The 21,765-nt window shown below is 68.7% G+C and carries 18 protein-coding genes and 1 pseudogene; 9 read left to right on the forward strand and 10 right to left on the reverse strand.

The window, feature by feature from the left end:
• Positions 1–75: 75 nt before the first annotated feature.
• The 5 genes from ON43_RS08215 to ON43_RS08235 all read left to right on the forward strand — a co-directional run bounded on the left by ON43_RS08215 (position 76) and on the right by ON43_RS08235 (position 3,648).
• Positions 76–735 carry an NUDIX domain-containing protein gene (locus ON43_RS08215; RefSeq protein ID WP_040805431.1) on the forward strand — a complete coding sequence of 220 codons (660 nt, stop codon included), beginning with the start codon at positions 76–78 and terminating at the stop codon, positions 733–735.
• 131 nt (positions 736–866) lie between these two features.
• Positions 867–1,787 carry a site-specific tyrosine recombinase XerD gene (xerD, locus tag ON43_RS08220; protein ID WP_040805433.1) on the forward strand — a complete coding sequence of 307 codons (921 nt, stop codon included), beginning with the start codon at positions 867–869 and terminating at the stop codon, positions 1,785–1,787.
• A gap of 98 nt (positions 1,788–1,885) precedes the next feature.
• On the forward strand, positions 1,886–2,770 hold the full coding sequence (locus ON43_RS08225) for an alpha/beta fold hydrolase (protein ID WP_083913233.1): 885 nt from the start codon (positions 1,886–1,888) through the stop codon (positions 2,768–2,770).
• A gap of 62 nt (positions 2,771–2,832) precedes the next feature.
• Positions 2,833–3,447 (forward strand): antibiotic biosynthesis monooxygenase family protein, encoded by a 615-nt coding sequence (locus ON43_RS08230; protein ID WP_040805435.1) that lies wholly within the window; start codon positions 2,833–2,835, stop codon positions 3,445–3,447.
• Positions 3,448–3,492: 45 nt separating this feature from the next.
• Positions 3,493–3,648, forward strand: coding sequence for a hypothetical protein (locus tag ON43_RS08235; protein WP_218003221.1), 156 nt, complete (start codon positions 3,493–3,495; stop codon positions 3,646–3,648).
• Positions 3,649–3,687: 39 nt separating this feature from the next.
• On the opposite strand, the gene der is transcribed toward ON43_RS08235, so the two are convergent.
• From der to ON43_RS08265, 6 genes and pseudogenes are all read right to left on the reverse strand, one after another.
• On the reverse strand, positions 3,688–5,103 hold the full coding sequence (der, locus tag ON43_RS08240) for a ribosome biogenesis GTPase Der (protein WP_040805437.1): 1,416 nt from the start codon (positions 5,101–5,103) through the stop codon (positions 3,688–3,690).
• Entirely contained in the window at positions 5,100–5,768 is a 669-nt protein-coding gene (cmk, locus tag ON43_RS08245) for a (d)CMP kinase (RefSeq protein ID WP_040805555.1), read from the reverse strand. The genes der and cmk overlap by 4 nt, the downstream gene beginning before the upstream one ends.
• A 65-nt stretch (positions 5,769–5,833) precedes the next feature.
• Positions 5,834–6,703, reverse strand: a pseudogene (locus ON43_RS47335) (pseudouridine synthase); the annotation flags it as partial.
• A gap of 698 nt (positions 6,704–7,401) precedes the next feature.
• Entirely contained in the window at positions 7,402–8,163 is a 762-nt protein-coding gene (gene scpB, locus ON43_RS08255; RefSeq protein WP_373283416.1) for an SMC-Scp complex subunit ScpB, read from the reverse strand.
• Between the two features lie 350 nt (positions 8,164–8,513).
• Positions 8,514–9,371 (reverse strand): segregation and condensation protein A, encoded by an 858-nt coding sequence (locus ON43_RS08260; RefSeq protein ID WP_051178165.1) that lies wholly within the window; start codon positions 9,369–9,371, stop codon positions 8,514–8,516.
• Between the two features lie 350 nt (positions 9,372–9,721).
• Positions 9,722–10,618 (reverse strand): ParA family protein, encoded by an 897-nt coding sequence (locus ON43_RS08265; RefSeq protein ID WP_040805565.1) that lies wholly within the window; start codon positions 10,616–10,618, stop codon positions 9,722–9,724.
• Positions 10,619–11,199: 581 nt separating this feature from the next.
• On the opposite strand from ON43_RS08265, the gene ON43_RS42265 reads away from it, so the two are divergent.
• On the forward strand, positions 11,200–13,620 hold the full coding sequence (locus ON43_RS42265; protein WP_051178143.1) for a bifunctional serine/threonine-protein kinase/ABC transporter substrate-binding protein: 2,421 nt from the start codon (positions 11,200–11,202) through the stop codon (positions 13,618–13,620).
• Here the strand turns inward: ON43_RS42265 and ON43_RS08280 are convergent.
• Positions 13,617–14,897: a hypothetical protein gene (locus tag ON43_RS08280; RefSeq protein WP_040805439.1), complete on the reverse strand. Its 1,281-nt coding sequence runs from the start codon at positions 14,895–14,897 to the stop codon at positions 13,617–13,619. The two genes, ON43_RS42265 and ON43_RS08280, sit on opposite strands and share 4 nt — an antisense overlap.
• A 68-nt stretch (positions 14,898–14,965) precedes the next feature.
• Positions 14,966–15,853, reverse strand: coding sequence for a LysR family transcriptional regulator (locus tag ON43_RS08285; RefSeq protein ID WP_040805440.1), 888 nt, complete (start codon positions 15,851–15,853; stop codon positions 14,966–14,968).
• 123 nt (positions 15,854–15,976) lie between these two features.
• Between ON43_RS08285 and ON43_RS08290 the strand changes: the two genes are divergently transcribed.
• Entirely contained in the window at positions 15,977–17,236 is a 1,260-nt protein-coding gene (locus ON43_RS08290; RefSeq protein ID WP_051178144.1) for an MFS transporter, read from the forward strand.
• A gap of 257 nt (positions 17,237–17,493) precedes the next feature.
• Here ON43_RS08290 and ON43_RS08295 read toward each other — a convergent pair whose 3' ends face one another.
• Positions 17,494–18,225 (reverse strand): TetR/AcrR family transcriptional regulator, encoded by a 732-nt coding sequence (locus tag ON43_RS08295; RefSeq protein ID WP_040805441.1) that lies wholly within the window; start codon positions 18,223–18,225, stop codon positions 17,494–17,496.
• Between the two features lie 117 nt (positions 18,226–18,342).
• On the opposite strand from ON43_RS08295, the gene ON43_RS08300 reads away from it, so the two are divergent.
• The gene (locus ON43_RS08300) at positions 18,343–19,296 is read left to right on the forward strand and encodes a daunorubicin resistance protein DrrA family ABC transporter ATP-binding protein (RefSeq protein WP_040805442.1); all 954 of its coding nucleotides are present in this window, start codon (positions 18,343–18,345) and stop codon (positions 19,294–19,296) included.
• Positions 19,293–20,057, forward strand: coding sequence for an ABC transporter permease (locus ON43_RS08305; protein ID WP_040805444.1), 765 nt, complete (start codon positions 19,293–19,295; stop codon positions 20,055–20,057). Before ON43_RS08300 ends, ON43_RS08305 begins: the two co-directional genes overlap by 4 nt.
• A 74-nt stretch (positions 20,058–20,131) precedes the next feature.
• Here the strand turns inward: ON43_RS08305 and ON43_RS08310 are convergent, their stop codons facing one another.
• Entirely contained in the window at positions 20,132–21,562 is a 1,431-nt protein-coding gene (locus ON43_RS08310; protein WP_040805446.1) for a DUF1254 domain-containing protein, read from the reverse strand.
• Positions 21,563–21,765: the final 203 nt, after the last annotated feature.

The raw sequence follows: 21,765 nt of genomic DNA on the forward strand, positions 1-21,765 counted from the left end.
ACTCGCTCGAGATGCCGGGGCGCAGGGTTGGGGCGGAGAGCAAGTGGTGAGTGCGGGTCGCGATACGGTTCTAGGGTGACGTCTTCCGATTCGGCTCCCGGCAGCCACGATTTCGATGTCCTGTCCAGTCGCACCGTGTATTCCGGTGCGATTCTGGCGCTGCGGCTGGACCAGGTGGTCATGCCCGGTGGGAAGGTCGCCGAGCGGGAAGTGATCGAGCATCATGGTGCGGTGGCCGTCGCGGCGCTGGACGCGGATGAGAATCTGGTGCTGATCAACCAATATCGGCATCCGATCGGGCGGCGGTTGCTGGAACTGCCCGCCGGGCTGCTCGATGAGCAGGGCGAGGATCCGCTGGAGGCCGCCAAGCGGGAATTGGCCGAGGAGACCGGGCTGGCCGCGCGCGAATGGTCGGTACTCGTTGATGTGGCGCTGTCGCCGGGGTTCACCGATGAGGCGCTGCGGGTCTACCTGGCCACCGGGCTCTACGAAACCGACCGCCCCGACCCTGAGCATGAAGAGGCCGACCTCCAGGTCCTGCGCATGCCCCTGGCGGAGGCGGCGCAAGCCGCGCTCGCGGGTGAAATCACCAATGCCACAGCCGTAGCCGGTGTGACGGCCCTGATGACGGCCCGGTCCACCGGTGCGGCACTGCGACCGGCGGATGCTCCCTGGCCGGGCATGCCGACCGCCTTCCTGGACCGCAAGGCGCGGGAGAAGTCGGCGCCGCAGTAGATCCCGTGCCGCGGTAGATCTCGATGCGCCTGCGGATCCCGGTGCTGCGGCAGATCCCGATTGGGATACTTGTGCGATTTGCCGGGTCTGGTCGGGGAAGTTCGTCGGTGGCTGCTGCAATGATGTGAGCCGTGCTGAAGCGGCAGATTGACGCGTACCTCGACCATTTGGCGGTCGAGCGCGGTGCCGCGCGCAATACGCTGAGCGCCTATCGGCGGGATTTGGGGCGGTATCAGTACTTTCTGAGCACGCGTGGGGTGGAAACGCTTGCGCGGGTGGCGGAAACCGATATCGCCGATTACATGGTGTCGCTGCGGTCGGGGGATGACGAGCATCCGGCGCTGGCGGCATCCTCGGCGTCGCGGGCCCTGGTGGCGGTGCGGGGACTGCATCGGTTCGCCACCGCCGAGGGGATCACGGACGCGGATGTCGCGCATCCGGTGAAGCCGCCCACCCCGGCCCGGCGGCTGCCGAAGGCCCTTCCCTACGACCAGATTTCACGGCTGCTCGACGCGGCCGGGGGCGACATCGCCGACGGTCCGCGCGGTCTACGAGATCGGGCGCTGCTGGAACTGCTGTACTCGACCGGCGCCCGCATCTCGGAGATGGTCGGGCTGGACGTGGACGACATCGACACCGCCGAGCGCGCGGTGGTCTTGCGCGGCAAGGGCGGTAAACAGCGCATGGTCCCGATCGGCCGCCCCGCCCTGGCGGCCCTGGACAACTACCTGGTCCGCGGCCGCCCCGCCCTCTCGGCCCGCGGCAAGGGCACCAGCGCCCTCTTCCTCAACCACCGCGGCGGCCGCCTCTCCCGCCAATCCGCCTGGCAGGTCCTGCAATCCGCCGCCGACCGCGCCGGCATCGCCGCCCAGGTCTCCCCCCACACCCTGCGCCACTCCTTCGCCACCCACCTACTGGACGGCGGCGCCGACGTCCGAGTAGTCCAGGAACTCCTCGGCCACGCCTCGGTCACCACCACCCAGATCTACACCCTGGTCACGGTCGGAACCCTGCACGAGGTCTGGGCCACCGCACATCCCCGCGCCCGCTGAGGGATTCACGGGCCGCTTTCGCAACGCCGAGGGTCCTATGTACTCGGTAGTGCAATTTGCTTAGCGTGGCAGGAAACCCTGGAGCGTTCGGAGGGCAGATGGCACTGACATCGCGAGTCGCGGACTGGCAGCGCTCGGGGACGGTCGAGCGCGTCGGCGGACACGACATCTTCGTCCGCGAGCGGCCGGGTGACGCCGGACTGCCGCCGGTGCTCTTGCTGCACGGCTATCCGTCGAGCTCGTACGACTGGCGCGACGCCTTCGACCTCATCGAGGGCCACCGTCTGCTCACCTTCGACTTCCTCGGGTTCGGATTGTCGGACAAGCCCCGGGATGAGCAGTACTCCTTGCGAATTCAGGCCGATCTCGCCGAGGAGGTCGCGCGGCGGTTCGCAGGGGAGCCGATTGTCATGGTGGCCCACGACATGGGCAGTTCGGTCGCGACCGAACTCCTGGCCCGCGACATCGACGGCACCCTGTCCTTCGCCCTGAAGTCCGCCCTGCTGTTCAACGCCAGCATGGTCCGCGAACAGGCCAGTCTCCTACTGGGACAAAAACTTCTACTGAGCCGCATCGGCCCCCTGTTCGCCCGCCTAACCACCGAATCGGCCTTCCGCCACTCCTTCGCCAGCATCTTCTCCCCGTCGCACCCGCTCACCAGGGCAGAAGCCGAAGACCAGTGGTCCCTGCTCAGGTACAACGGCGGCCACCGCATGCTCGACAAACTCATCTACTACAACCAAGAACGCGTCACCCCACCCACCTCCGCCCGCTGGCACAACGCCATACGCACCTGGCCCGGCCCCCTCGCCCTGGCCTGGGCCGAACTAGACCCCATCTGCACCGAATCCGTCCTCCACGCCGTCCTGACCCTCCGCCCCGACACTCCACTCACTCGTCTCCCGGGTTTGGGTCACTATCCGCAGCTCGAGGACCCCAAGCGTGTTTACGAGATCGTCCAGCGTCATGCGTCGCAGGAGTGATCGACTGCGCTCACTGCGAAAATCCTTGACCCGCAGTGCGGTTGAGGTCGCACCATGGTGCGATGACCGATCTCGGAATTACGTTCATCAGAGCATTGGAATTGCCGGAGGACCGGATAGCGAAGTCCATCGAGGACTTCTGGCAGCAGCGCGTATACGACAAATACTTCCCCCCTTTGCTGGAATCACGGCTCCTGCGCAGAATCTCGCCGGATGCCCGGTTCGGACTCGTGGATATCGTGTTGTGGGACGGCGGCGTGAGGAGCGACCCGCTGACGTATCCCTCGTTCAAGCGAATTGACCCGGTCACCACCGCTTACGGCGGGTACTACGAAGTCGCGGCCGAATATCACTCGGCAGCAGGCGATTCCGGCTCTGGCGAGGGCGTCGTCTTCGTCAACGCCTTCGAACTCCCCATCAACCGCATCGACGAATTCCTCCCGCACTGGAACGGCCGCGCCGAACTCCAGAGCCACGCTCCCGGGTTCCGGAACAGCCGCATGCACCGAGCGATCCACTGGGACACTCACTTCCAGCTGATCAACATCTCCCACTGGGACAGCGTCGAAGCCTGGCAATTCGCAACCGCCAATCCCGACCTCCAGCAACGCCGCGCAGCCTCCCCCGACTTCGTCACCCCCAACGGCGCACTCTTCCGCGTCGTCGCCGAATCCTGACTGCGATTCATGCAATGCTGGGCGTGAAAAAGAGGAGGGTCGGCGATGAGCGGGTACTCGCGGTGGCAGGACATCCGCGGTGAGTTCGTCGAGCGGGCGGGCGGTGAGGATGCCGTGGCGGCGGGCCGAGAGGAGTTGCTCGCCGAGGTCAGCGGGTACCGGCTTGGCCTGAGTGCCACAGACGTGGAAACGCCCGGGTGACCGTTGGGGTCACCCGGGCGTCGTGTCCGCGAAGTCGGGTTACTTCTTCTTCTCGCGCTTTTCGCGGACTCGGACGTTCACTCGGACGGGGGAGCCGTCGAAGTTGAACTCCTCGCGGAGCTTTCGTTCGATGAAGCGGCGGTAGCCGGCTTCGAGGAAGCCCGTGGTGAAGAGGACGAACGTCGGGGGGCGGGTGGAGGCCTGGGTGGCGAAGAGGACTCGGGGGAGGCGGCCGCCGCGCATGGGGGGCGGGGTGGCGGCGATGACTTCCTTGAGCCAGTTGTTCAGGCGTCCGGTGGAGATGCGCTTGTCCCAGGAATCCAGGGCGGTTTCCATGGCGGGGACGAGCTTTTGGACGGCGCGGCCGGTGTGGGCGGAGATGTTGACGCGCTGGGCCCAGCGGACCTGGACCATTTCGCGGTCGATCTCGCGTTCCAGCATCTCGCGGCGGTCCTCGTCGACCAGATCCCACTTGTTGTAGGCGATGACGAGGGCGCGCCCGGTCTCCTCGACCATGGAGATGACCCGCAGGTCCTGCTCGGTGATCGGCTCGGAGGCGTCGATGAGCATGACCGCGACCTCGGCGGCCTCGATGGCGCCCTTGGTGCGCAGCGAGGCGTAGAACTCGTGGCCCGAGGCATTGCTCACCTTGCGGCGCAGGCCCGCGGTATCCACGAAACGCCAAGGCTTGCCGCCCAATTCGACCAGCGAGTCGACCGGGTCGACGGTGGTGCCCGCGACATTGTGGACCACCGAGCGCTCCTCGCCCGCCAGCCGGTTGATCAGCGAGGACTTGCCGACGTTCGGCTTGCCGACCAGCGCCACACGACGCGGACCACCGATGAGACCCGTTCCCTCGCGCGGAGTTTCGGGCATCACCTCGAGGATCTTGTCCAGCAGATCACCGGTGCCGCGACCGTGTGCGGCCGAGACCAGGTGCGGCTCACCCAGACCCATCGACCACAGCTCGGCGGCGTCGGCCTCGAGCTTCTGGTTGTCGACCTTGTTGGCGACCAGGATGACCGGGGTCTTGCTGCGGCGCAGCGTCTTCGCGACCGCCTCGTCGGCGGAGGTGGCGCCGGTGGTGACGTCCACGACCACCACGATGGCGTCGGCGGTCTGCATGGCGACCTCGGCCTGGCGGGCCACCGACTGCTGCAGGCCCTTGGCGTCGGGCTCCCAACCACCGGTGTCCTGCACCATGAATCGGCGTCCGGACCAGGTGGCCTCGTAGGAGATGCGGTCGCGGGTGACGCCGGGGATGTCCTCCACCACGGCCTCGCGGCGGCCCAGAATGCGGTTCACCAGCGTGGATTTGCCGACGTTCGGGCGGCCCACGATGGCCACCGTCGGCAGCGGGATGTGTTCGGCGTCCTGCTCGCCCTCGAATTCGGCGATGTCCCAATCGGTTTCGTCCGACCAGATGCCATCACCGGCGAAGGTGTCCTGGGTCACTGCGCGCCTCCCGCCGAAATCCGTTCGGCCACGACGCGATACAGCTCGTCGATGACCTCGTCCTTGTTCAGATCGCTGGTGTCGACCAGCACGGCGTCCTCGGCGGGACGCAGCGGCGACACCTTGCGGGTCGAGTCCAGGTTGTCGCGGCGCTGCACATCCGCGAGCACGGCCTCGTAATCGTCGCCGCGGCCCTCGGCGATGTTCTGCGCGTTACGGCGGAACGCCCGCGCCTCGGCCGAGGCGGTGAGGTAGATCTTCACATCCGCCTCGGGCAGCACGACCGTGCCGATATCGCGGCCCTCGACCACGATCCGGCCCGCCGCCGCGGTGATCTCGCGCTGCAGGGCGACGAGCTGCTCACGCACCTCGGGCACCGCCGACACCGCGGACACGGCCTTGGTCACCTCGTTGCCGCGGATCTCGCTCGACACATCCTCACCGTCGAGCAGGATGACCTCCCGGCTCGGATCGTTGCCGATGGTCAGCGGCAGTTCCTTGACCGCCACCGCGATGGCCGCGGGGTCGTCCAGGTCCACACCGCTGCGCAGCACGCGCAGGGTCGCGACCCGGTACATGGCGCCGGTGTCGAGGTAGCTGGCCTCGAGCCGGGTCGCCAGCTGGCGCGACACGCTCGACTTGCCGGTGCCCGACGGGCCGTCCATGGCCACGACCAGTTGCGCCGATCCGGTCAGCGCGCCGGCCGCGTCGATCAGACTTCCCACACCGTTCACAACGACACCGCCTCGTAGAGCTTCCCGATTTCGTCCCGGCCCAGCACACGCAGCGTGCCCGGCCGCTGATCGCCCAGTGCGACCGGTCCGATGTGGGTGCGCACCAGCGCCGTCACCGGGTGGCCGACCTCGGCCAGCAGGCGGCGCACGATGTGCTTGCGGCCCTCGTGCAGGACCACCTTCACCAGCGACTTGCCCTGGCCGACCTCGAGCACCTGGAAGCGATCCACCTTGGCGGGACCGTCCTCGAGCTCGACGCCGTCCTTGAGCAGCTTGCCGATCTCGCGGTTCTTGACCTCGCCGTTGACCGTGGCCAGGTAGGTCTTCTGCACCTCGAAGGACGGGTGCATGAGCCGGTGCGCCAGATCGCCGTCATTGGTGAGCAGCAGCAGGCCCTCGGTGTCGGCGTCGAGACGGCCGACGTGGAACAGGCGCTGTCCGGCCGCGATTCGCTCGGCGACGATATCGCCGACGCACGGGCGGCCCATCTCGTCGGACATGGTGGACTGCCAGCCCTTGGGCTTGTTCAGGGCCAGATACACCTGCTCGTCGCGGACCACCACGCGCACGCCGTCGACGCGGACGACCGCGGTCTGCGGATCGATGCGCAGGCCCTGCTCGCGGACGATCTTGCCGTCGACCTCGATGCGACCGGCGTCGATCATCTCCTCGGCGGCGCGCCGCGAGGCCACACCCGCCTTGGCGAGGACCTTCTGCAGACGCTCGCCCTCGCCCCAGGGGAGCTTCTTCGGGCCGCGCTCCTCCAGGTCCACGTGCTGGTGCCGGGCGGGCTTGGCATTGCTGATCAGCACCGGTGCGACGACCTGCTTGACCGGCTTGACCGACTTCTTCTTGGCGGGAGTATTGGGCGAGGTATGCGGGGCCAGCGGGCTGCCGCCGCCGATCCGGCCGCGCGAGGCATTGCGATCCTGGCCGAAACCGGAACGGCCCTCGCCGAATCCGGTGCGCGAGGCGCCGCCACGGCTGTCGCCGCCGCGTCCCGCGCCGCGGGAGTCGGAACCCCAGTCGCCGCGAGACTGATTGCCGCGCGCGGAGTTTCCGTACGAGGAGCCGCCGCGCGGGGCCGCGCCGCCGCGCGAACCGCCACCGCCCCACTGGTTTTCGCCACGCGAGCCACCGCGAGAGTCGCTGTAACCGCCACGCGAGCCGCCGCCACGGTTCTCGCCGTAGCCGCCACGCGAAGCACCGCCGCGATTGTCGCCGTAGGAGCCACCGCGCGAGGAACCGCCACGGGAATCGCCGTAGCCCGAACCGCCGCGGGATTCGCCGTACGAGCCGCGGGAGCCGCCGGAGCGGGAGTCATAAGAGCCGGAGCCGCCGCGCGAGTCACGGGAATTGCCGCCCCAGGAGGGCGAGTCGCCGCGGGATCCGCCGCGGGGGTTCGCGGAGCCGCCTCCGCCGTAAGAGCCGCCGCCCCGTGCGGACCGGTTGTCTCCGGTCCGGCCGCGGGCGGCCTGGGAACCGCCCCTGGGCGGTTCGCTGCCACGTTTTCTACGATCCGGTGTGCCATCTCGGCGAGCGGGTGTATTCACGTTGTCCTATTTCAATCATCGGTACCGAGGTCGATATCGGCCTCGGCCGGTTTCTTCAGCCTGGTGTACCGGGGGTCGGTGTCCAGGCTCTCGTTGATCTCGTCGATCAGATCGACGCCCGGGAGCAGGGGAGCCAACGGCGGCAGATCCGCCAGTGACGCAAGTCCGATCCGTTCCAGGAACAGCTCGGTGGTGATGTACAGAGTGCCGTTGGTCTCCGGGTCCGCTCCGGCCTCCGCGATCAGCCCCCGCGCCAGCAGGGTCCTGATCACGCCATCCACGTTCACGCCGCGCACCGCACTCACGCGTGCTCGGGTAACCGGTTGACGGTACGCGATCACCGCCATGGTTTCCAAAGCGGCGCGTGTGAGCTTCGACCGTGCGCCGTCCAACAGCATACGTTCCACGTAGGGCGCGAATTCAGTCCGCGTGTAATACCGCCACCCATCCCCGACGTACCTGAGATCCATCCCACTCCGCCGCGCGGTCAACTCCGCCGACATCTCCCGCAGCGCCGTCTCGACCCGCATCGGGTGATCCCGCATCGCCGACGCCAGCAGCTCGACCGGCGCGGGCGCATCCACCACGAGCAACATCGCCTCGAGCGCCGCCCGAAACTCCTCCTCCGAAAGCTCCTCTTCGTCCTCGAACTCCTCCGAATCGACAGTGCCCTCCGCCGCCGCGCCGGGCGCCTCCGCCGACTCGGCACTCGCATCCACACCGTCAGTGACCTCGGACACCACCTCGGTGGCCTCCGCCCCGGCCTCCGAGATCACGTCGCCTTCGGCGTCGTCCGCCGAGCCTGAGCCGAGCTCGGCCACATCGGAGTCCCGTGCCGCTTCGCCGGATCCGGGCTGGGCCGAGCCGGATTCAGTGCCGGGATCGGTTGCCTCTGCCTCGGGGACCGGGGCGGCGGAGCCCGCGATCTCGGTGACGAGGTCGGTGGTTGCGGGGGTATCCGGGGCGGCGGTGTGAGCCGTCGCCGGGGCGTCTGTTCCGGCTGCTTCGGCTTTGGCCGCGGCGGCGGCTTCGGCGATGATGCGCTGGGCCGGGGTGAGTTGAGGCGCGGCCTGGTTGGCGGCGGCGGGGTCTTCCACGTCGTCTCCCAAGTTCTGCACCTCGGTCACCCGTAGTCCTCTTCGATCGTCACTGGTTGGGCGGGTTGGTCTTCGAGCTCGCCGATCCAGCTGATGGACAGCGGGCCCAGGGGGTCGGGCTGGTCGAACTCGATGGTTTTGCCTCGGTAGAGCTCGAGCAGGGCGAGGAAGCGGGCCACGATCTGGATCGGAAGCTCGCAGTCGGCGCAGAGGTCGTGGAAGGTCGTCCAGCCGCCGGCGCCGGCGCTCTTGAGCCTTTCCAGGACCAGGGCGGCCTGTTCGGCGATCGAGATCGCGTGGGCGTGGATGTGATCCAGGCCGACCCGCGGTTTCGGTCGCGGCCGGAACACGGTGGCGGCGACGTCGGCGAATTCCGCGGCGTCCACCCCCAGCGTAACCTCCGGCAACAGCTCCAGATACCGCTCCTCCAGCGAGACCGCGCGCGGATACCGTTGCAGCGCCGCCGCCTCCAGCTCGCCGAGCAGTTCGGCCACCTGCTTGAACGCGCGATACTGCAGCAGCCGCGCGAACAGCAGGTCGCGCGCCTCCAGCAGTTCCAGGTCCTCCTCGTCGGACACCTCGCCCGACGGCAGCAACCGGGCCGCCTTCAAATCCAGCAGAGTGGCCGCGATGAGCAGGAATTCGGTGGTCTGATCGAGAATCTTGTCGGCCCGCAGTCCCTGCTCGCCCGACAGGCTCGCCGTGAGCGCCTTGGTATAGGCGATGAACTCGTCGGTCACCTTGTGCAACGCGATCTCGGTGACATCCAGCCGCCGCGAACTGATCAGCTGCAACAACAGGTCGAACGGCCCCTGAAAGTTGGCCAGGTTCAGATGGAATTTGCCGTCTTTGCCCGAATCATCCGCTGCCGCAAGCGCAGCCATGGGTGCGTCGGATCCGGCGATGTCCGCCACGATCGCGGAATCGGCCGACGCGCCGGAAGTCTCACCCGCCGCACCGGCGCGGTCCTCACCGCCGAACCCGTCGTGCTCGTCGGCACCGGTCTCCTCGGTGCCGTGGTCCCCACCAGCATCGTTGTCGTGGCCCTCGCTCGCGGCGATGTCGACAGCTCCGCCCGCGCTGGAGTCGTCTCCGCCCGCGGCAATGTCGGCCAGGAGCGAAAAGTCTGAATCGTCCGAAGACACGGGAGAGCCCGGGGACGCCGAATCGTCCCCGGGCAGGTCGAATTCCGCGTCCGCCGGGTCGTGCGCGGACGCCGAGTCGAGAGAATCGCTCAACGGCCCGACCGCTGGATGACTTCCCGGGCCATGGCCCGATAGGCTTCGGCGCCACCGGATTTGGGCGCCCAGGTGGTGATGGGCTCACCGGCGACGCTGGCGTCGGGGAAGCGGACGGTCCGCGAGATCACCGTGTCGTAGACGAGGTCGCCGAACACCTCGACCACGCGCGTCATGACCTGACGCGAATGCAATAGGCGGGCATCGAACATGGTGACCACGATGCCGTACAGCACCAGCTCGGGATTCAGCCGGTCCCGCACCTTCTCCACGGTGTCGTTGAGCAGGGCGAGTCCGCGCAGCGAGAAGTACTCGCACTCCATCGGAATGATGACGCCGTCGGCGCAGGCCAGGGCGTTCACGGTGAGCAGGCCCAGCGACGGCTGGCAGTCGATGAGGATGTAGTCGTAGCGGTTGCGCAGCGGCGCGAGCGCACGGCCCAGCGTCTGCTCGCGCCCGACCTCGTTGACGAGCTGGATCTCCGCCGCCGACAGGTCGATATTGGACGGCAGCAGATCCATCCCGTCGACCTTGGTGTTCATCAGCACGTCGTCGACATTCACCTTGCCGGGCCCGACCAGCAGGTTGTGCACGGTGACGTCCAGATCGTGGTGCGCCACACCGAGTCCCGCCGACAGCGCGCCCTGCGGATCCAGGTCGACCAGCAGCACCTTGCGCCCGTACTCCGCCAGCGCCGCACCGAGATTGATGGTCGAGGTGGTCTTGCCGACCCCGCCCTTCTGATTGCACATGGCCACGATCAGCGCGGGCGCGGTGTGATCGGGCTCGGGCGGCACCGGAATCTCGCGCAGCGGACGCCCGGTCGGCCCGACCTGCTTGGCGTCGTGCACCACATCGGGTGCCTCCCACAGCGTTTGCGCGGCGGTTTCGATCCGCTGGCCCGCACCACCGGTAGTCGTCACGTCCGCTGCTCCTTCGACGTTCCTGCCCTTACCCCGCCCACCGACCTGCCGTGAACGACGCGCCCGGCCGCGTGTGCGTACCGGTCCCTCTTAGACGCTACCGCCTGTTCGCGCAAGACCAACGCTCGGACACGCACTGTAAACCTGCACTTCAGGGACGGTAAGGGCACCCTCGGCCCGGTCTCTTGACTGGTCGGAGGCACTCTCGCGTTGTGGGACAGCAGGTTACGGGGTCACAAGCATGTTCCCAGCAGATCAGGGGAGATACGCCCGAATCCGTCGCAATCGCGCCTCCCGACCGCCACCATTCCGGACATTCGCCCAATTCCGACATCCCCGAGCCACATCGAGTGCCGGCCCGCCGACAGTCGCCCCCGGCCCCGCCCTCGCCGCCGCCCGGTGCAACAAGATCAGGGAGCTCTCACCGCGCGAATTCGGACAAATTTCGACACCGAGAGCTCCCTGATCTTGATTCGACGCCCGTGATGGGGGAGCGGGGCCGGGGCCGGAAACGGTAGGGTTTGGGGGATTTTGGTGGTGCGAGGGGCCGAATGGTGCGTGCGGGCGAGGAATTCGCGGGATATCTGATCGAGCGGCAGCTCGGCGGGGGCGGGATGGGGGAGGTATTTCTCGCCCGGCATCCGCGACTGCCGCGATTGGTGGCGCTCAAGCTGCTGGCCCGGGAGTTGGCCTCGCAGGCGGAGACTCGCGCCCGCTTCGAGCGGGAAGCCGAGCTGATCGCGCGGCTGGATCATCCGAATATCGTGACCGTGCACGACCGCGGCGTCGAGGACGGGCGACTGTGGATCGCCATGCAGTACGTGGACGGCGGGGACGCCTCGACCCTGGATCCGTACACGCTGCCGCCGCGCGAGGCGGTGCACATCATCGCCGAGACCGCGAAGGCCCTCGACTACGCGCACTCGATGGGTGTCGTGCACCGCGACGTGAAGCCCGCCAATATTCTGCTCACCCAGCCGCCGATGTGGCAGGAGCGGCGGATCCTGTTGACGGACTTCGGAATCGGGCGACTCCGCGATGATTCGGCGCAGATCACGCGGACCGGGACGCTGGCCGCGACCATCACCTACGCCTCGCCCGAACAGCTGTCGGGCAGCGCGCTCGATCAGCGCTCGGACCAATATTCGCTGGCGTGCACGCTGTTCCGGCTGCTCACCGGATCGACGCCGTTCCAGGCGGAGACGGTCGCCGCGGTCGTCACCGGCCACCTGCAGCATCCGGTGCCGAGGCTGAGCGATCGCCGCCCCGAACTGCCCGCCGCCCTCGACGCGGTGGTCGCGCGGGCGCTCGCCAAGCGGCCCGACGCCCGCTTCGAATCCTGCCGGGCCTTCGCCGAGGCTGCGGCGCAGGCCTTGTCGGAGGTCGCCGAGTCCACGCTGCCGCCGTCGTCGAGCGCGGGGGCCGCGAATGCGACGCGGCTGCTGCACCCCGCCGAGAACGCTGCCGGCGCCACGGCGGTGGTCACGACCCTGCCCGAGGCCCTCACGGAGGCGGACACGTCACTGCTCGGTTCGAATGCCACGGGTCTCGATGCCGCGGCGGCGGGGCCGAATGGCGCGGGGCAGAGGTCGAACGCCGCGGGGCCGGGATCGAACGCCGCGGGGCCGGGATCGAACGCTGCGGGGCCGGGATCGAATGCTGCGGGGCAGGGGCCGAGTACCGCACGGCACCGGCTCGATACGTCGGCGCGCACCGGTCCCCGCCGCGGCCGCTGGATCGCCGCCGGTGCCGGGACGCTGGCGGTGGTGCTCGCGGTGGCCGCCGGAATCATCTGGACGACACGGCATTCCGGTTCGGATCCCACACCCCCGCCGCCGGTGGCCGAGACCGGCGCGCAGGCCGCGATCCTGTCCGGCTTCGCCCCGTTCCTGCAGATCGACGCACAGGGCAGGCGCGTCGCCGCACCGATCTCGGTGGAGGATCCCGCGAATGACGGCAGGCTGCCGTGCTCCGCGGTGTCCATCGCGGCCGCGGTGCCTCTGTCGGGCGATCGAGACACCGTGGCCCTGGGTAAGAACGTGCTCGCCGCCGTGAATCTGGCTCTGTCCCAGTTCCTCCGGGGCGGGAATCGCGCGTGCCCCGTCAAGGTGCTGCCCTTCGACACCGGTGGCGATCAGGCGACCGCGGCGCAGGCCGCCAAGCAGATCGCCGCGGACAAATCCATCGTGGCGGTGATCGGCCCGGCGCTGTCCCCGGAGGTGATCGGCGCGGGCAACACCCTCGACGAGGCCGGGCTGCCGTTCCTGACCCCGCTGGCCTCCAATCCGGTTCTGACGCAACAGGGCTGGTCCGGCTTCTTCCGCGGCCTGGCCAATGACAAGGTGCAGGGCCCGGCGCTGGGCCGCTATCTGGCGACCACCGCGGGCTTCTCCCGGGTCTGCGTGGTGCGCGACAACGGTGACGGCTACGAAGCCGAGCTGACCCCGGCGATCATCGCGGGGCTGGGCCGGGCGGCGCTGCCGGAATGCCAGGTCAGCTTCGATCGGGGCGGCGATCCCGGTACGGCTGTTCAGACGGTGGCGGCGGCGAACCCGGACGCGGTGTTCTTCGCGGGCTACTCACAGGATGCCGCCAACCTGCTGAAGAAGCTCCGAAGCGCCGGTGTCGCAGCGACTTTCGTACTGGGTGACGGCGCGTACGACCAGGCCTTCCGCACCGCCGCCGGGGCCGCCGCGACGGGCACGATCGTGGATTGTTCGTGCGGTCCGGCGACGGACGCCTTCCTCGCCGATTACAAGTCGGGTTCCGGGCAGGACGCGTCCACGTACGCCGTCGAGGCCTACGACCTGACCGCAATCGTCCTGCGCGGCATCGTCTCCGGACACACCCAGCGCACCGACCTACGCGACTACCTGCACAAATATCACGCCGACGGCATCGCCCACTCCTATGGCTGGACCGCCGCCGGCGAACCCGCCGATCCGCGCCTCTGGCTGTATCGACTCTCCTAGGAAGCCGTCGCCTGTCCTCGTGTAGCCGGATCGGGCCGCAGCCGCCGCAGTCCGAGAATCGCGAGCAGACAGCCGACGGCCAGGGCCAGGCCGGTCCAGCCGGGACGGTTCTCGGTGATGTCCGTAGCACTGCTGTGCGCCGTTGTGGTTGCGCAGGTGTGGTTTTCGAGGGTGAGCACGGCCGACGGCAACAGCAGGATCCCCAGCGGCAGCACGGTGCTCGCGGCGATGCGGGTCCGGACCGCGCCGAAGCTGTACCCGGCCAGCGCGGCGACGGCACAGCTGCCGATGAGCGTCGGCCACGAATCATCCTGCGGCGCAGCGGGACCGAGCACCGCGAACACTCCCGCCGCGAGCACTCCCGCAGCCGCGGCGAGCGGGGCCGGGCGCAGCAGGCCCGCCGCCAGGCCGATGCTCATCGCGAGCAGCATCGGGGCGAGTTTCCAATGCGCCTGGGCGCCAACGGCGATGGCGCTGCCGGTGCCCGCCAGCCCCACCGTCAGCAGGGTGAGGGTGCCGTCGCGCCCCGGCAGCAGTAGCGCCGCGAAGACGGCGACCGCGAGGGTGGCGAGCACGGCGGCCGCGATGGCGAGTGGTCCGGCGCCGGGATGGCCGAGCCGTTCGGGCACCACGGTGATGGTGGTGATCACCAGGGCCGCGGCCAGCACCGGCCCGAACGGGAGATTCAGGGTGGTCGGATAGGCGTCGATCGGCCGCCGCCGACTCAGCCAGCAGATGGCCAGCAATGCCACCGTGGGTATGGTCAGCCAGGTCGGCGGCAGATCGTTGAAGGCTCGTTCGACCAAGGATCTCCCGCCGTGCTCGCCTCCGGAGAACTCGAGATGATCGCCGATCGCCAGCCCGGTCAACGCCCCGAACAGGTATCCGATTGCCGGAGGCCGATATTCGAGCGCCCCGGCCCCGGCCGCCCCGAGCAGCACGCCCGCCGACAGCGAGTCGACGAAGTTGGCGGTGGACAGGCTCGCGGGCGTCGCCGTCAGCAGCAGGTGGTCCACGGCCAGGAGCAGCGCGGTGACGGTGGCGGTGGCCCATGCCACGCGGGTGCCGAACATGCTCACGCAGACCGCGGCGAGCACGGCGACGACCGCGCCCGCGGCGGTCGCGCGCGGCACCGTGATGGTCAGCAGCGTCATCTGCAGCGCCGAGGATTCCGCGGGTCCGCAGCCGGTGTCGACGGGCACGATGAGCGCCAGGCACGCGACCGCTGCGGCGGCGCTCGCGGCGAACGTGTCGATGACCTGACGATATTGCTGCACGGGCTCCCCGGGTCGAAGCTACAAGTCAGTTACCGTTCAGCCACCGTAACAGCGGGCGCGAAACCCTCTCACCAGGCATGACGGCGGGTTGCCCATTCGGTCGCGAAATCCCGGAAGCGCCGCACGGCCTCGGACGGTGTGGCGGCCGCCGACCAGATCAGGCCGACATCGCGGGACGCGCCCGCGTCGGCCAGCGGCACCACCGCGATGCCCGGCGGCATGGATTCCTCCACCGGCACCAGCCCGACCCCGAGCCCGGCCGCCACCAGTCCGCAGACCGTCACCAGGTCACTGGATTCGAACGCGATGCGCGGCCGGATCCCCGCCGCCGCACAGAGTTCGTCGAAGATGCGGCGCATGCCGAAACCCGGGTGCATGGCAATGAATTCGGTCTCGGCGAGCTCGGCCAGGCGGATCTGCCGCTGCCCGGCCAGCCGGTGATCGGCCGGAACCGCCAGCGCCAGACGCTGATTCAACAGCGTGTGCCAGCCGATGCCGGGCTCGCTGGGCCGCGGTGAGACCAGCGCCAGATCGGCCTCGCCGTCGAGCACCTGCCGGGTGATCACCTCGGCCGCGCCCTGGTACAGCGTGAAATCGATACGGCCGGAACCGCGCCGGAATTCGCCGATCAGCTGCGGCGCGAGCCCGCTGCCGAAGGAGTGCAGGAACGACAGCCGCACCACACCCTTGGCCGGATTGACCCGATCGGCGACGGCCTGCTCACCGGCGTGCAGTTCGGCGCGGGCGCGGCGGGCGTGCTCGTAGTAGAGGCGCCCGTAGTCGTTGAGCCGGATGCGCTTGCCGTGCCGATCGAACAGCGGCACCCCGAGCCGGCGCTCCAACCGGGCGAGCATGCGCGAGAGCGTGGGCTGCGCCAGGTGCAGCCGGTCGGCGGCGACGCTGACATTCTCCGTTTCGGCGAGTGTCGTGAACCACTCCAGATCCGCGCCGAGCACACCGCCTCCTCACTTTATGCCCCAAGAGTATGAGCATCCAGATCATCATGCATTTCCGTTCTAAACGCCAGCATCGCACTCTGGAATGCGCACAACAGCATGAGACCGCCTCGGGAGGATCGGATGACCAGCGTTCAGGGGCTCGCCGCGCTCGATCGGCCGCGGGCCGCCCACGAGAAGCGAGTCACCACCGCCCTTTTCGCGGCCGGACTGACCACCTTCGCCGCCATGTACAGCACCCAGTCGCTACTGCCGAGCCTGTCGGCCGCCTTCGATGTGCCGCCCGCGCATGCCGCCCTGGCGGTCTCGCTGACCACGGGTTTCCTTGCGCTGGCGATCATTCCGGCGGGTGTGCTGTCCGCGCGGATCGGGCGGACCAGGGTCATGATCGGATCGGCGGTGCTGGCCTCGGCCCTGGGGTTGCTGCTACCGCTGGTCCCCAGCCTGAACGTGTTGCTGGCGCTGCGGGCGGTGCAGGGGATCGCGCTGGCCGGAGTGCCCGCGGTGGCCATGGCGTACCTGGCCGAGGAGATCGGCGCGGCCGGACTGGGCGCGGCCATGGGCGTGTACATCGCGGGGACGACCATCGGCGGATTGGCGGGTCGGTTGATTCCGTCGATCGCCCTGGGCGTCAGCTCGTGGCGGTGGGCGGAGGTGGCGGTGTCGGTCGCCGCGGCGGCGTGCACGGTGTGGTTCGCCCGGACGCTGCCGCCGTCGCGCGGATTCACCGCGCGTCCAGGAGGATTCGGCACACTGCTCGGTGATCTCGGGCGGCAGTTGCGGCATCGCGGGCTGCTGGCACTGTTCGGCCTGGCATTCCTGCTGATGGGTAGCTTCGTCTCGGTCTACAACTACCTGGGCTACCGGCTCACGCATCGCCCGTTCGAATTGCCCGCGGCCCTGGCCGGTTCGGTGTTCGTGCTCTATCTCGCGGGCACCGTCGCCTCCGCCTACGCGGGCCGGCTCGCCGATCGCCGCGGCCACCATCGCATCCTGGTCGCGTCGCTGTCGCTGATGGTGCTCGGCGCGCTCGTCACCATCCCGGACCACCTGAGCACGGTGCTGATCGGCATCCTGCTGTTCACCACCGGGTTCTTCGGTGCGCACACCGTGGCCAGCGCCTGGGTGGGCACGCTCGCCGAAAACCGCGGGGCCGCATCGTCTCTCTACATGTTCGCGTACTACCTGGGCAGCGCCGTGATCGGCAGCGGCGCGGGGATCGCGTACGCGGCGGGCGGCTGGATCGGGTTGGTGGGCTGCGTCTGCGCGCTGTTCGCAGTGGCCGCGATCCTGGTGAGCGCCTTGGCCGTCGCCGGTCGCTCGGCCCCGACGGTGGCGGGGATCGGCCGGGCCGAGCCGGGATCCGCGGGCACCGCGCCGTAGACGAAGGCCACGGTCGCCGCGCCGAGAATGAGGACCATCGCACCGGCCGCAAGAGTGGAACGCAATATTTCGGCCATGGCAACTCCTCGGTGAAAAACACACCACCGCACGATCTTTCGTACGCCACGAGGTTGCGAGAAGGAGGTCCCCGACCATTGTCGCGTCCGTTCCGGTGGCTGCCCCTCCAGGGTGTCCCGACACGATCTCGCAGGTCAAGGCGACATGCGTCGTTTATCGCAGTGTTAACGCAGGTTTGATCAGCGCCCGCCGAGCGAATCGATGAAAACCTGGTAACCATCCAGCAGCCGCGCCAAGGCGAAGCTGAAATCGGCTTCCTCCCAGTGCATGTCGTCATCGTCGAAGGCGCGATTGGACAGGGCGCTGGTGACCGCGGGGAACTTCTCGGGGTCCAGGATCTCGGCGAGGATGCCGGTGTAGTCGATGTCCTCCTTGGCCTGCTGGATGGTGTCGCGCAGGAACCGGGTGCGGCCCATGACGTAGATCGAAAGATTCAGCAGCAGTTGGAGTCTGAGCGGCTCCGGAATCTCCAGGCTGGACAGAGCATTCATGCCCGCCTCGAGCCAGGCCATATTGTTGGGGCCTAGTGGGGGAGAGGTGGTGGGGATGTCGAGCCACCAGTCGTGGGCGCGGATGGCGCGGAATTCGGCCCAGGCCCAGGCTTCCAGCGCCGCCCGCCAATCGCCCTCGGGTAGCTCCGGGCGCATGTCGAAGATGCGGTCGTACAGCAGCTCGACCAGCGTGTCCTTGCTGTCGACATACCGGTAGAGCGACATGGTGGTGAAGCCGAGCTCCTTGGCGACCCGTGCCATCGAGAGCGCGCCGTAGCCGTCCGCGTCGGCGATCGCAATCGCGGTGTCGAGGATCTGGTCCAGGCTCAACCCGCGTTTGGGTCCGCGACTGCCCGCGTTGTCCAGATCCCACAGCAGCTTCACCGACTTGGGTAGGACACGCACGTCCGGCCGCTTCATCTGACCTCCTGTCGTCGTTCGGTTTCTATCTTGCGCCATCCTCGAAACTGTGTAGCCTATAAACAGAGTGTATGGCATAAACAGTTTAGAACCAGCCAGTTCGATCCAGGGGAATCCATGACCACATCCACACCCGGCCTCGCCATCGAGGTCGGCGGGCTCACCAAATCCTTCGGCGACCAGGCCGTGCTGCGCGGCATCGATGTCGCCGTCCCCGCCGGCACGGTGTTCTCCCTGCTCGGGCCGAACGGCGCGGGCAAGACCACCATGGTCCGCATCCTCACCACCCTGAACCGGCCCGATGGGGGAGCGGTCCGGGTCGGCGGCCGCGATCCGGTGCGGGAGCCGGACGCGGTGCGCGCCCTGATCGGCGTCACCGGCCAGTTCGCCGCGGTCGACGAGGTGCTGACCGGGGCCGAGAACCTCCGGTTGATGGGGCGGCTACTACATCTCGGTGCGCGGGAGACCGGCAGGCGCACAGCGCGATTGCTGGAGCAGTTCGAGCTCACCGACGCCGCGGGCAAGCGGGCGGGCGCCTACTCCGGCGGCATGCGCCGTCGCCTGGACATCGCCATGAGCCTGATGGGGCAACCGCGCATCGTGTTCCTGGACGAGCCCACCACCGGCCTGGATCCGCGCAGCCGTCGCGAGCTCTGGCGGGTGATCCGGGGGCTGGTCGCCGACGGCGTCACCATCTTCCTGACCACCCAGTATCTGGAGGAGGCCGATCAATTGGCCGACCGCATCGCGGTTCTCGACGGCGGCCGCATCGTCGCCGAGGGCAGCGCCGAGGAGCTGAAGCGGCTGGTGCCCGGCGGTCACATCCGGATCGGCTTCGCCGGGGAGGACGGCCTGGCCGCCGCCGCCCGCGCGGTGCCGATGGGCGAGGTGGACCCGGAACAGCTGGCCCTGCGGGTGCCCTCGGACGGCAGCGTCGGAGATCTCCGCAAACTGCTCGACCATTTCGACGACCACGCCGTGGCCATCGACCAACTCTCCATTCACACCCCGGATCTCGACGACGTCTTCTTCGCCCTCACCGGCGCCACCGCGAAAGAGGTTGTGCGATGAGCACTCTCACCCATGCCGCCCAGGACTCGGTCTCCATGGTCGGCCGCAATCTGCGCCACACCCTGCGCAGCCCGGACACCATGATCATGACCTTCGCGATCCCGGTGACCATCCTGCTCATGTTCGTCTACGTCTTCGGCGGCGCGATGAATGTGGGCGGCTCCTACATCGACTACGTGGTGCCCGGAATCCTGTTGCTGTGCGCGGGTTTCGGCTCCGGGAGCACCGCGGTCGCGGTGGCCACCGATATGCACACCGGCATCATCGACCGCTTCCGGGCCATGGCCGTCTCGCGGACCGCGGTGCTCACCGGGCATGTGGTGGAGAGCGTGCTGCGCAATCTGCTCACCACCGGCCTGGTTATCCTGGTCGCGGTCGCCATCGGCTTCCGTCCCACCTCGGATCCGCTGCGCTGGCTCGCGCTGGCGGGCATGATCTCCTGCTTCGTGCTCGCCCTGTCCTGGCTGGCCGCGGCGCTCGGCCTGCTGGTCGGAAATCCCGAGGCGGCCAACGGTTTCATGTTCATCTTCATGTTCCTGCCGTACGTGAGCAGCGCCTTCGTCCCGGTGCACACGCTGCCGAGCTGGCTACGCGGATTCGCCGAGCATCAGCCGGTCACCTCGATCACCGAGACGGTGCGGGGGCTGCTCATGGACATGCCGGTGGGGGATTCCGCGCCGACCGCCCTGGCCTGGTGTGCCGGAATCGCCCTGGCGGGCTACCTGTTCGCCGCCCTGCTGCTCCGCCGCACAAACTCCTGACATACCAATACGCCGATATGCGCATTAAGGCATGAAAGTCCCTGATGTCGGATTCCAGCGCACCGCACGGTCTTTCAACCCGCCGGGACGGCGGTGAGTCCCGGCGGCTGCCACTTGCCGTCGAGGGCCTCCGGGGCGGGGGCGTACAGGCGCAGGGTCAGGGAGAACCTGCCCGCGGCCGGGATCGGCAGCCAATTGCCCTTCGGCACAGCCGGTCCCGGATCGGCGTGCTGGATGGCGAGCTCGACCGAGCCGTCCGGGCCGGGCACCACCGGCACGGCATGGCCGACCGAATAGATGTCGGCGTCGTTCTCGACCAGGTAGCTGTCGGCGGTGTAGGCGGTCAGCGACCAGAACGCCTCGGCGGGCGGCAGCTGACCGGCGGGGAACCTCAGGCGGAAGCGGCGCGGGACGCCGTGGTCGTCGGCGTCCTCGGCAATGGTGGGGTACAGCGCGTCTCGCGCACGGGTCGCGCCCAGCGCGGTGTAGGCGACATTGGCCCGCAGCGGATAGTCGATGCCGTAGGCGCCGAGATTGGTGGCGAACTTCCAGCCGTTGAGGTCCTTGGCCTCGGGATCCTTGTAGGTGACGATCCGATGCTGCGCGTCCTTGACGGCCGCGGTCAGGATGTCGGCGGGCTGGGCATCGACGGTGCCGCCGGGTGTGACGCCGATGGCGGCGATCCGCGCCATCATCGGATCGTCCGCGGGCGCGGCCGGATTCACCGCCAGCACCGCGCACATGCGGTCGAAGAAGGTCTTGGCGTCCATGGCCACCACCTGATCCGGCGGCGCGTCGCCCCGCGGGCGGGGGAGGCTGTCGGTGGGCGCGGGCTTGCCCGCGAGCCAATCACCGAGCGGCATCAGCTTCAGTTGCTGCTGCAGCGTGTGCACCGCGGGCAGATCGTCCTCGCCATTGACCTGGATGCGGCCGATGAGCCACGCGGTCGGGGTCGGCACGGGCAGCGGGGTGAGGCCCTCGGGCAGCGTGCCCGACCAGTTCGGTCCGGTGATGGCATAGGTGAACGGCGGGCCCGAGCGGTGTTCGGCCAGTTGCGGATCGGCGCTGCTGGGATCCTGCACGGTATTCGACCAGGCGTCCATGATCTGCATGAGCCAGTACCGGCCGCCGGGCATGGCGGGCACCTGCAACACCATCGGTTCGGGCCCGAGGTCGAGCCAGGCGCTGGAGTAGAGGGTGTCCAGGTTCATCCGCACCACCGAGCGGGCGCTGCTGGTGGGCAGATCCTGGGCGTGCAGAAAGCGATTCGACCCGCCGGCGGCCACCCGGGTCACGTCCATCAGGACCAGCGGGTAGCCGAAGATGTAGGCGTCGGTGGCAATCGCCTTGGGGTCGTCCGGATTTGCCGTCGTGGTGGCCTGGCCGCCCGAGGCGGTCGATCGCGAGCAGCCGGGCAGGCCCAGCGCCGCCAGCGCCGTCACCCCCAGGCCGAGCAGCGTCCTGCGGTCGAGCACATGGTCGAACCCGTTGTCGCGCACACGCATTCCCTTCGCCGCGGTGACCGTGGAGGAGCGGGAGGATCGTGCTGTTCGAGGTGAGCTGAGCAGTCATTTTATGCGGCAGAGGAAATCGGCCATCCTAGGTCGAAGCCCGCGAGTCGCGCCGGAGAAAGCGGAATGAATGTTGGGTTTCGCACACTCTCTACCAAGCAAACGCTTGGGTTGATAACGTCGGATGCGCAGGAGGA

The sequence above is a fragment of the Nocardia concava NBRC 100430 genome, assembly GCF_000308815.1.
Lineage (GTDB): Bacteria > Actinomycetota > Actinomycetes > Mycobacteriales > Mycobacteriaceae > Nocardia > Nocardia concava.

Coding starts and splice junctions, on each gene's coding strand:
- ON43_RS08225 (WP_083913233.1), top strand. CDS start 1,886: ATGGCACTGACATCGCGAGTCGCGGACTGGCAGCGCTCGGGGACGGTC.
- ON43_RS08230 (WP_040805435.1), top strand. CDS start 2,833: ATGACCGATCTCGGAATTACGTTCATCAGAGCATTGGAATTGCCGGAG.
- ON43_RS08235 (WP_218003221.1), top strand. CDS start 3,493: ATGAGCGGGTACTCGCGGTGGCAGGACATCCGCGGTGAGTTCGTCGAG.
- cmk (WP_040805555.1), bottom strand. CDS start 5,768: ATGGACGGCCCGTCGGGCACCGGCAAGTCGAGCGTGTCGCGCCAGCTG.
- ON43_RS08260 (WP_051178165.1), bottom strand. CDS start 9,371: ATGGCTGCGCTTGCGGCAGCGGATGATTCGGGCAAAGACGGCAAATTC.
- ON43_RS42265 (WP_051178143.1), top strand. CDS start 11,200: ATGGTGCGTGCGGGCGAGGAATTCGCGGGATATCTGATCGAGCGGCAG.
- ON43_RS08290 (WP_051178144.1), top strand. CDS start 15,977: ATGACCAGCGTTCAGGGGCTCGCCGCGCTCGATCGGCCGCGGGCCGCC.
- ON43_RS08295 (WP_040805441.1), bottom strand. CDS start 18,225: ATGAAGCGGCCGGACGTGCGTGTCCTACCCAAGTCGGTGAAGCTGCTG.
- ON43_RS08300 (WP_040805442.1), top strand. CDS start 18,343: ATGACCACATCCACACCCGGCCTCGCCATCGAGGTCGGCGGGCTCACC.
- ON43_RS08305 (WP_040805444.1), top strand. CDS start 19,293: ATGAGCACTCTCACCCATGCCGCCCAGGACTCGGTCTCCATGGTCGGC.
- ON43_RS08310 (WP_040805446.1), bottom strand. CDS start 21,562: ATGCGTGTGCGCGACAACGGGTTCGACCATGTGCTCGACCGCAGGACG.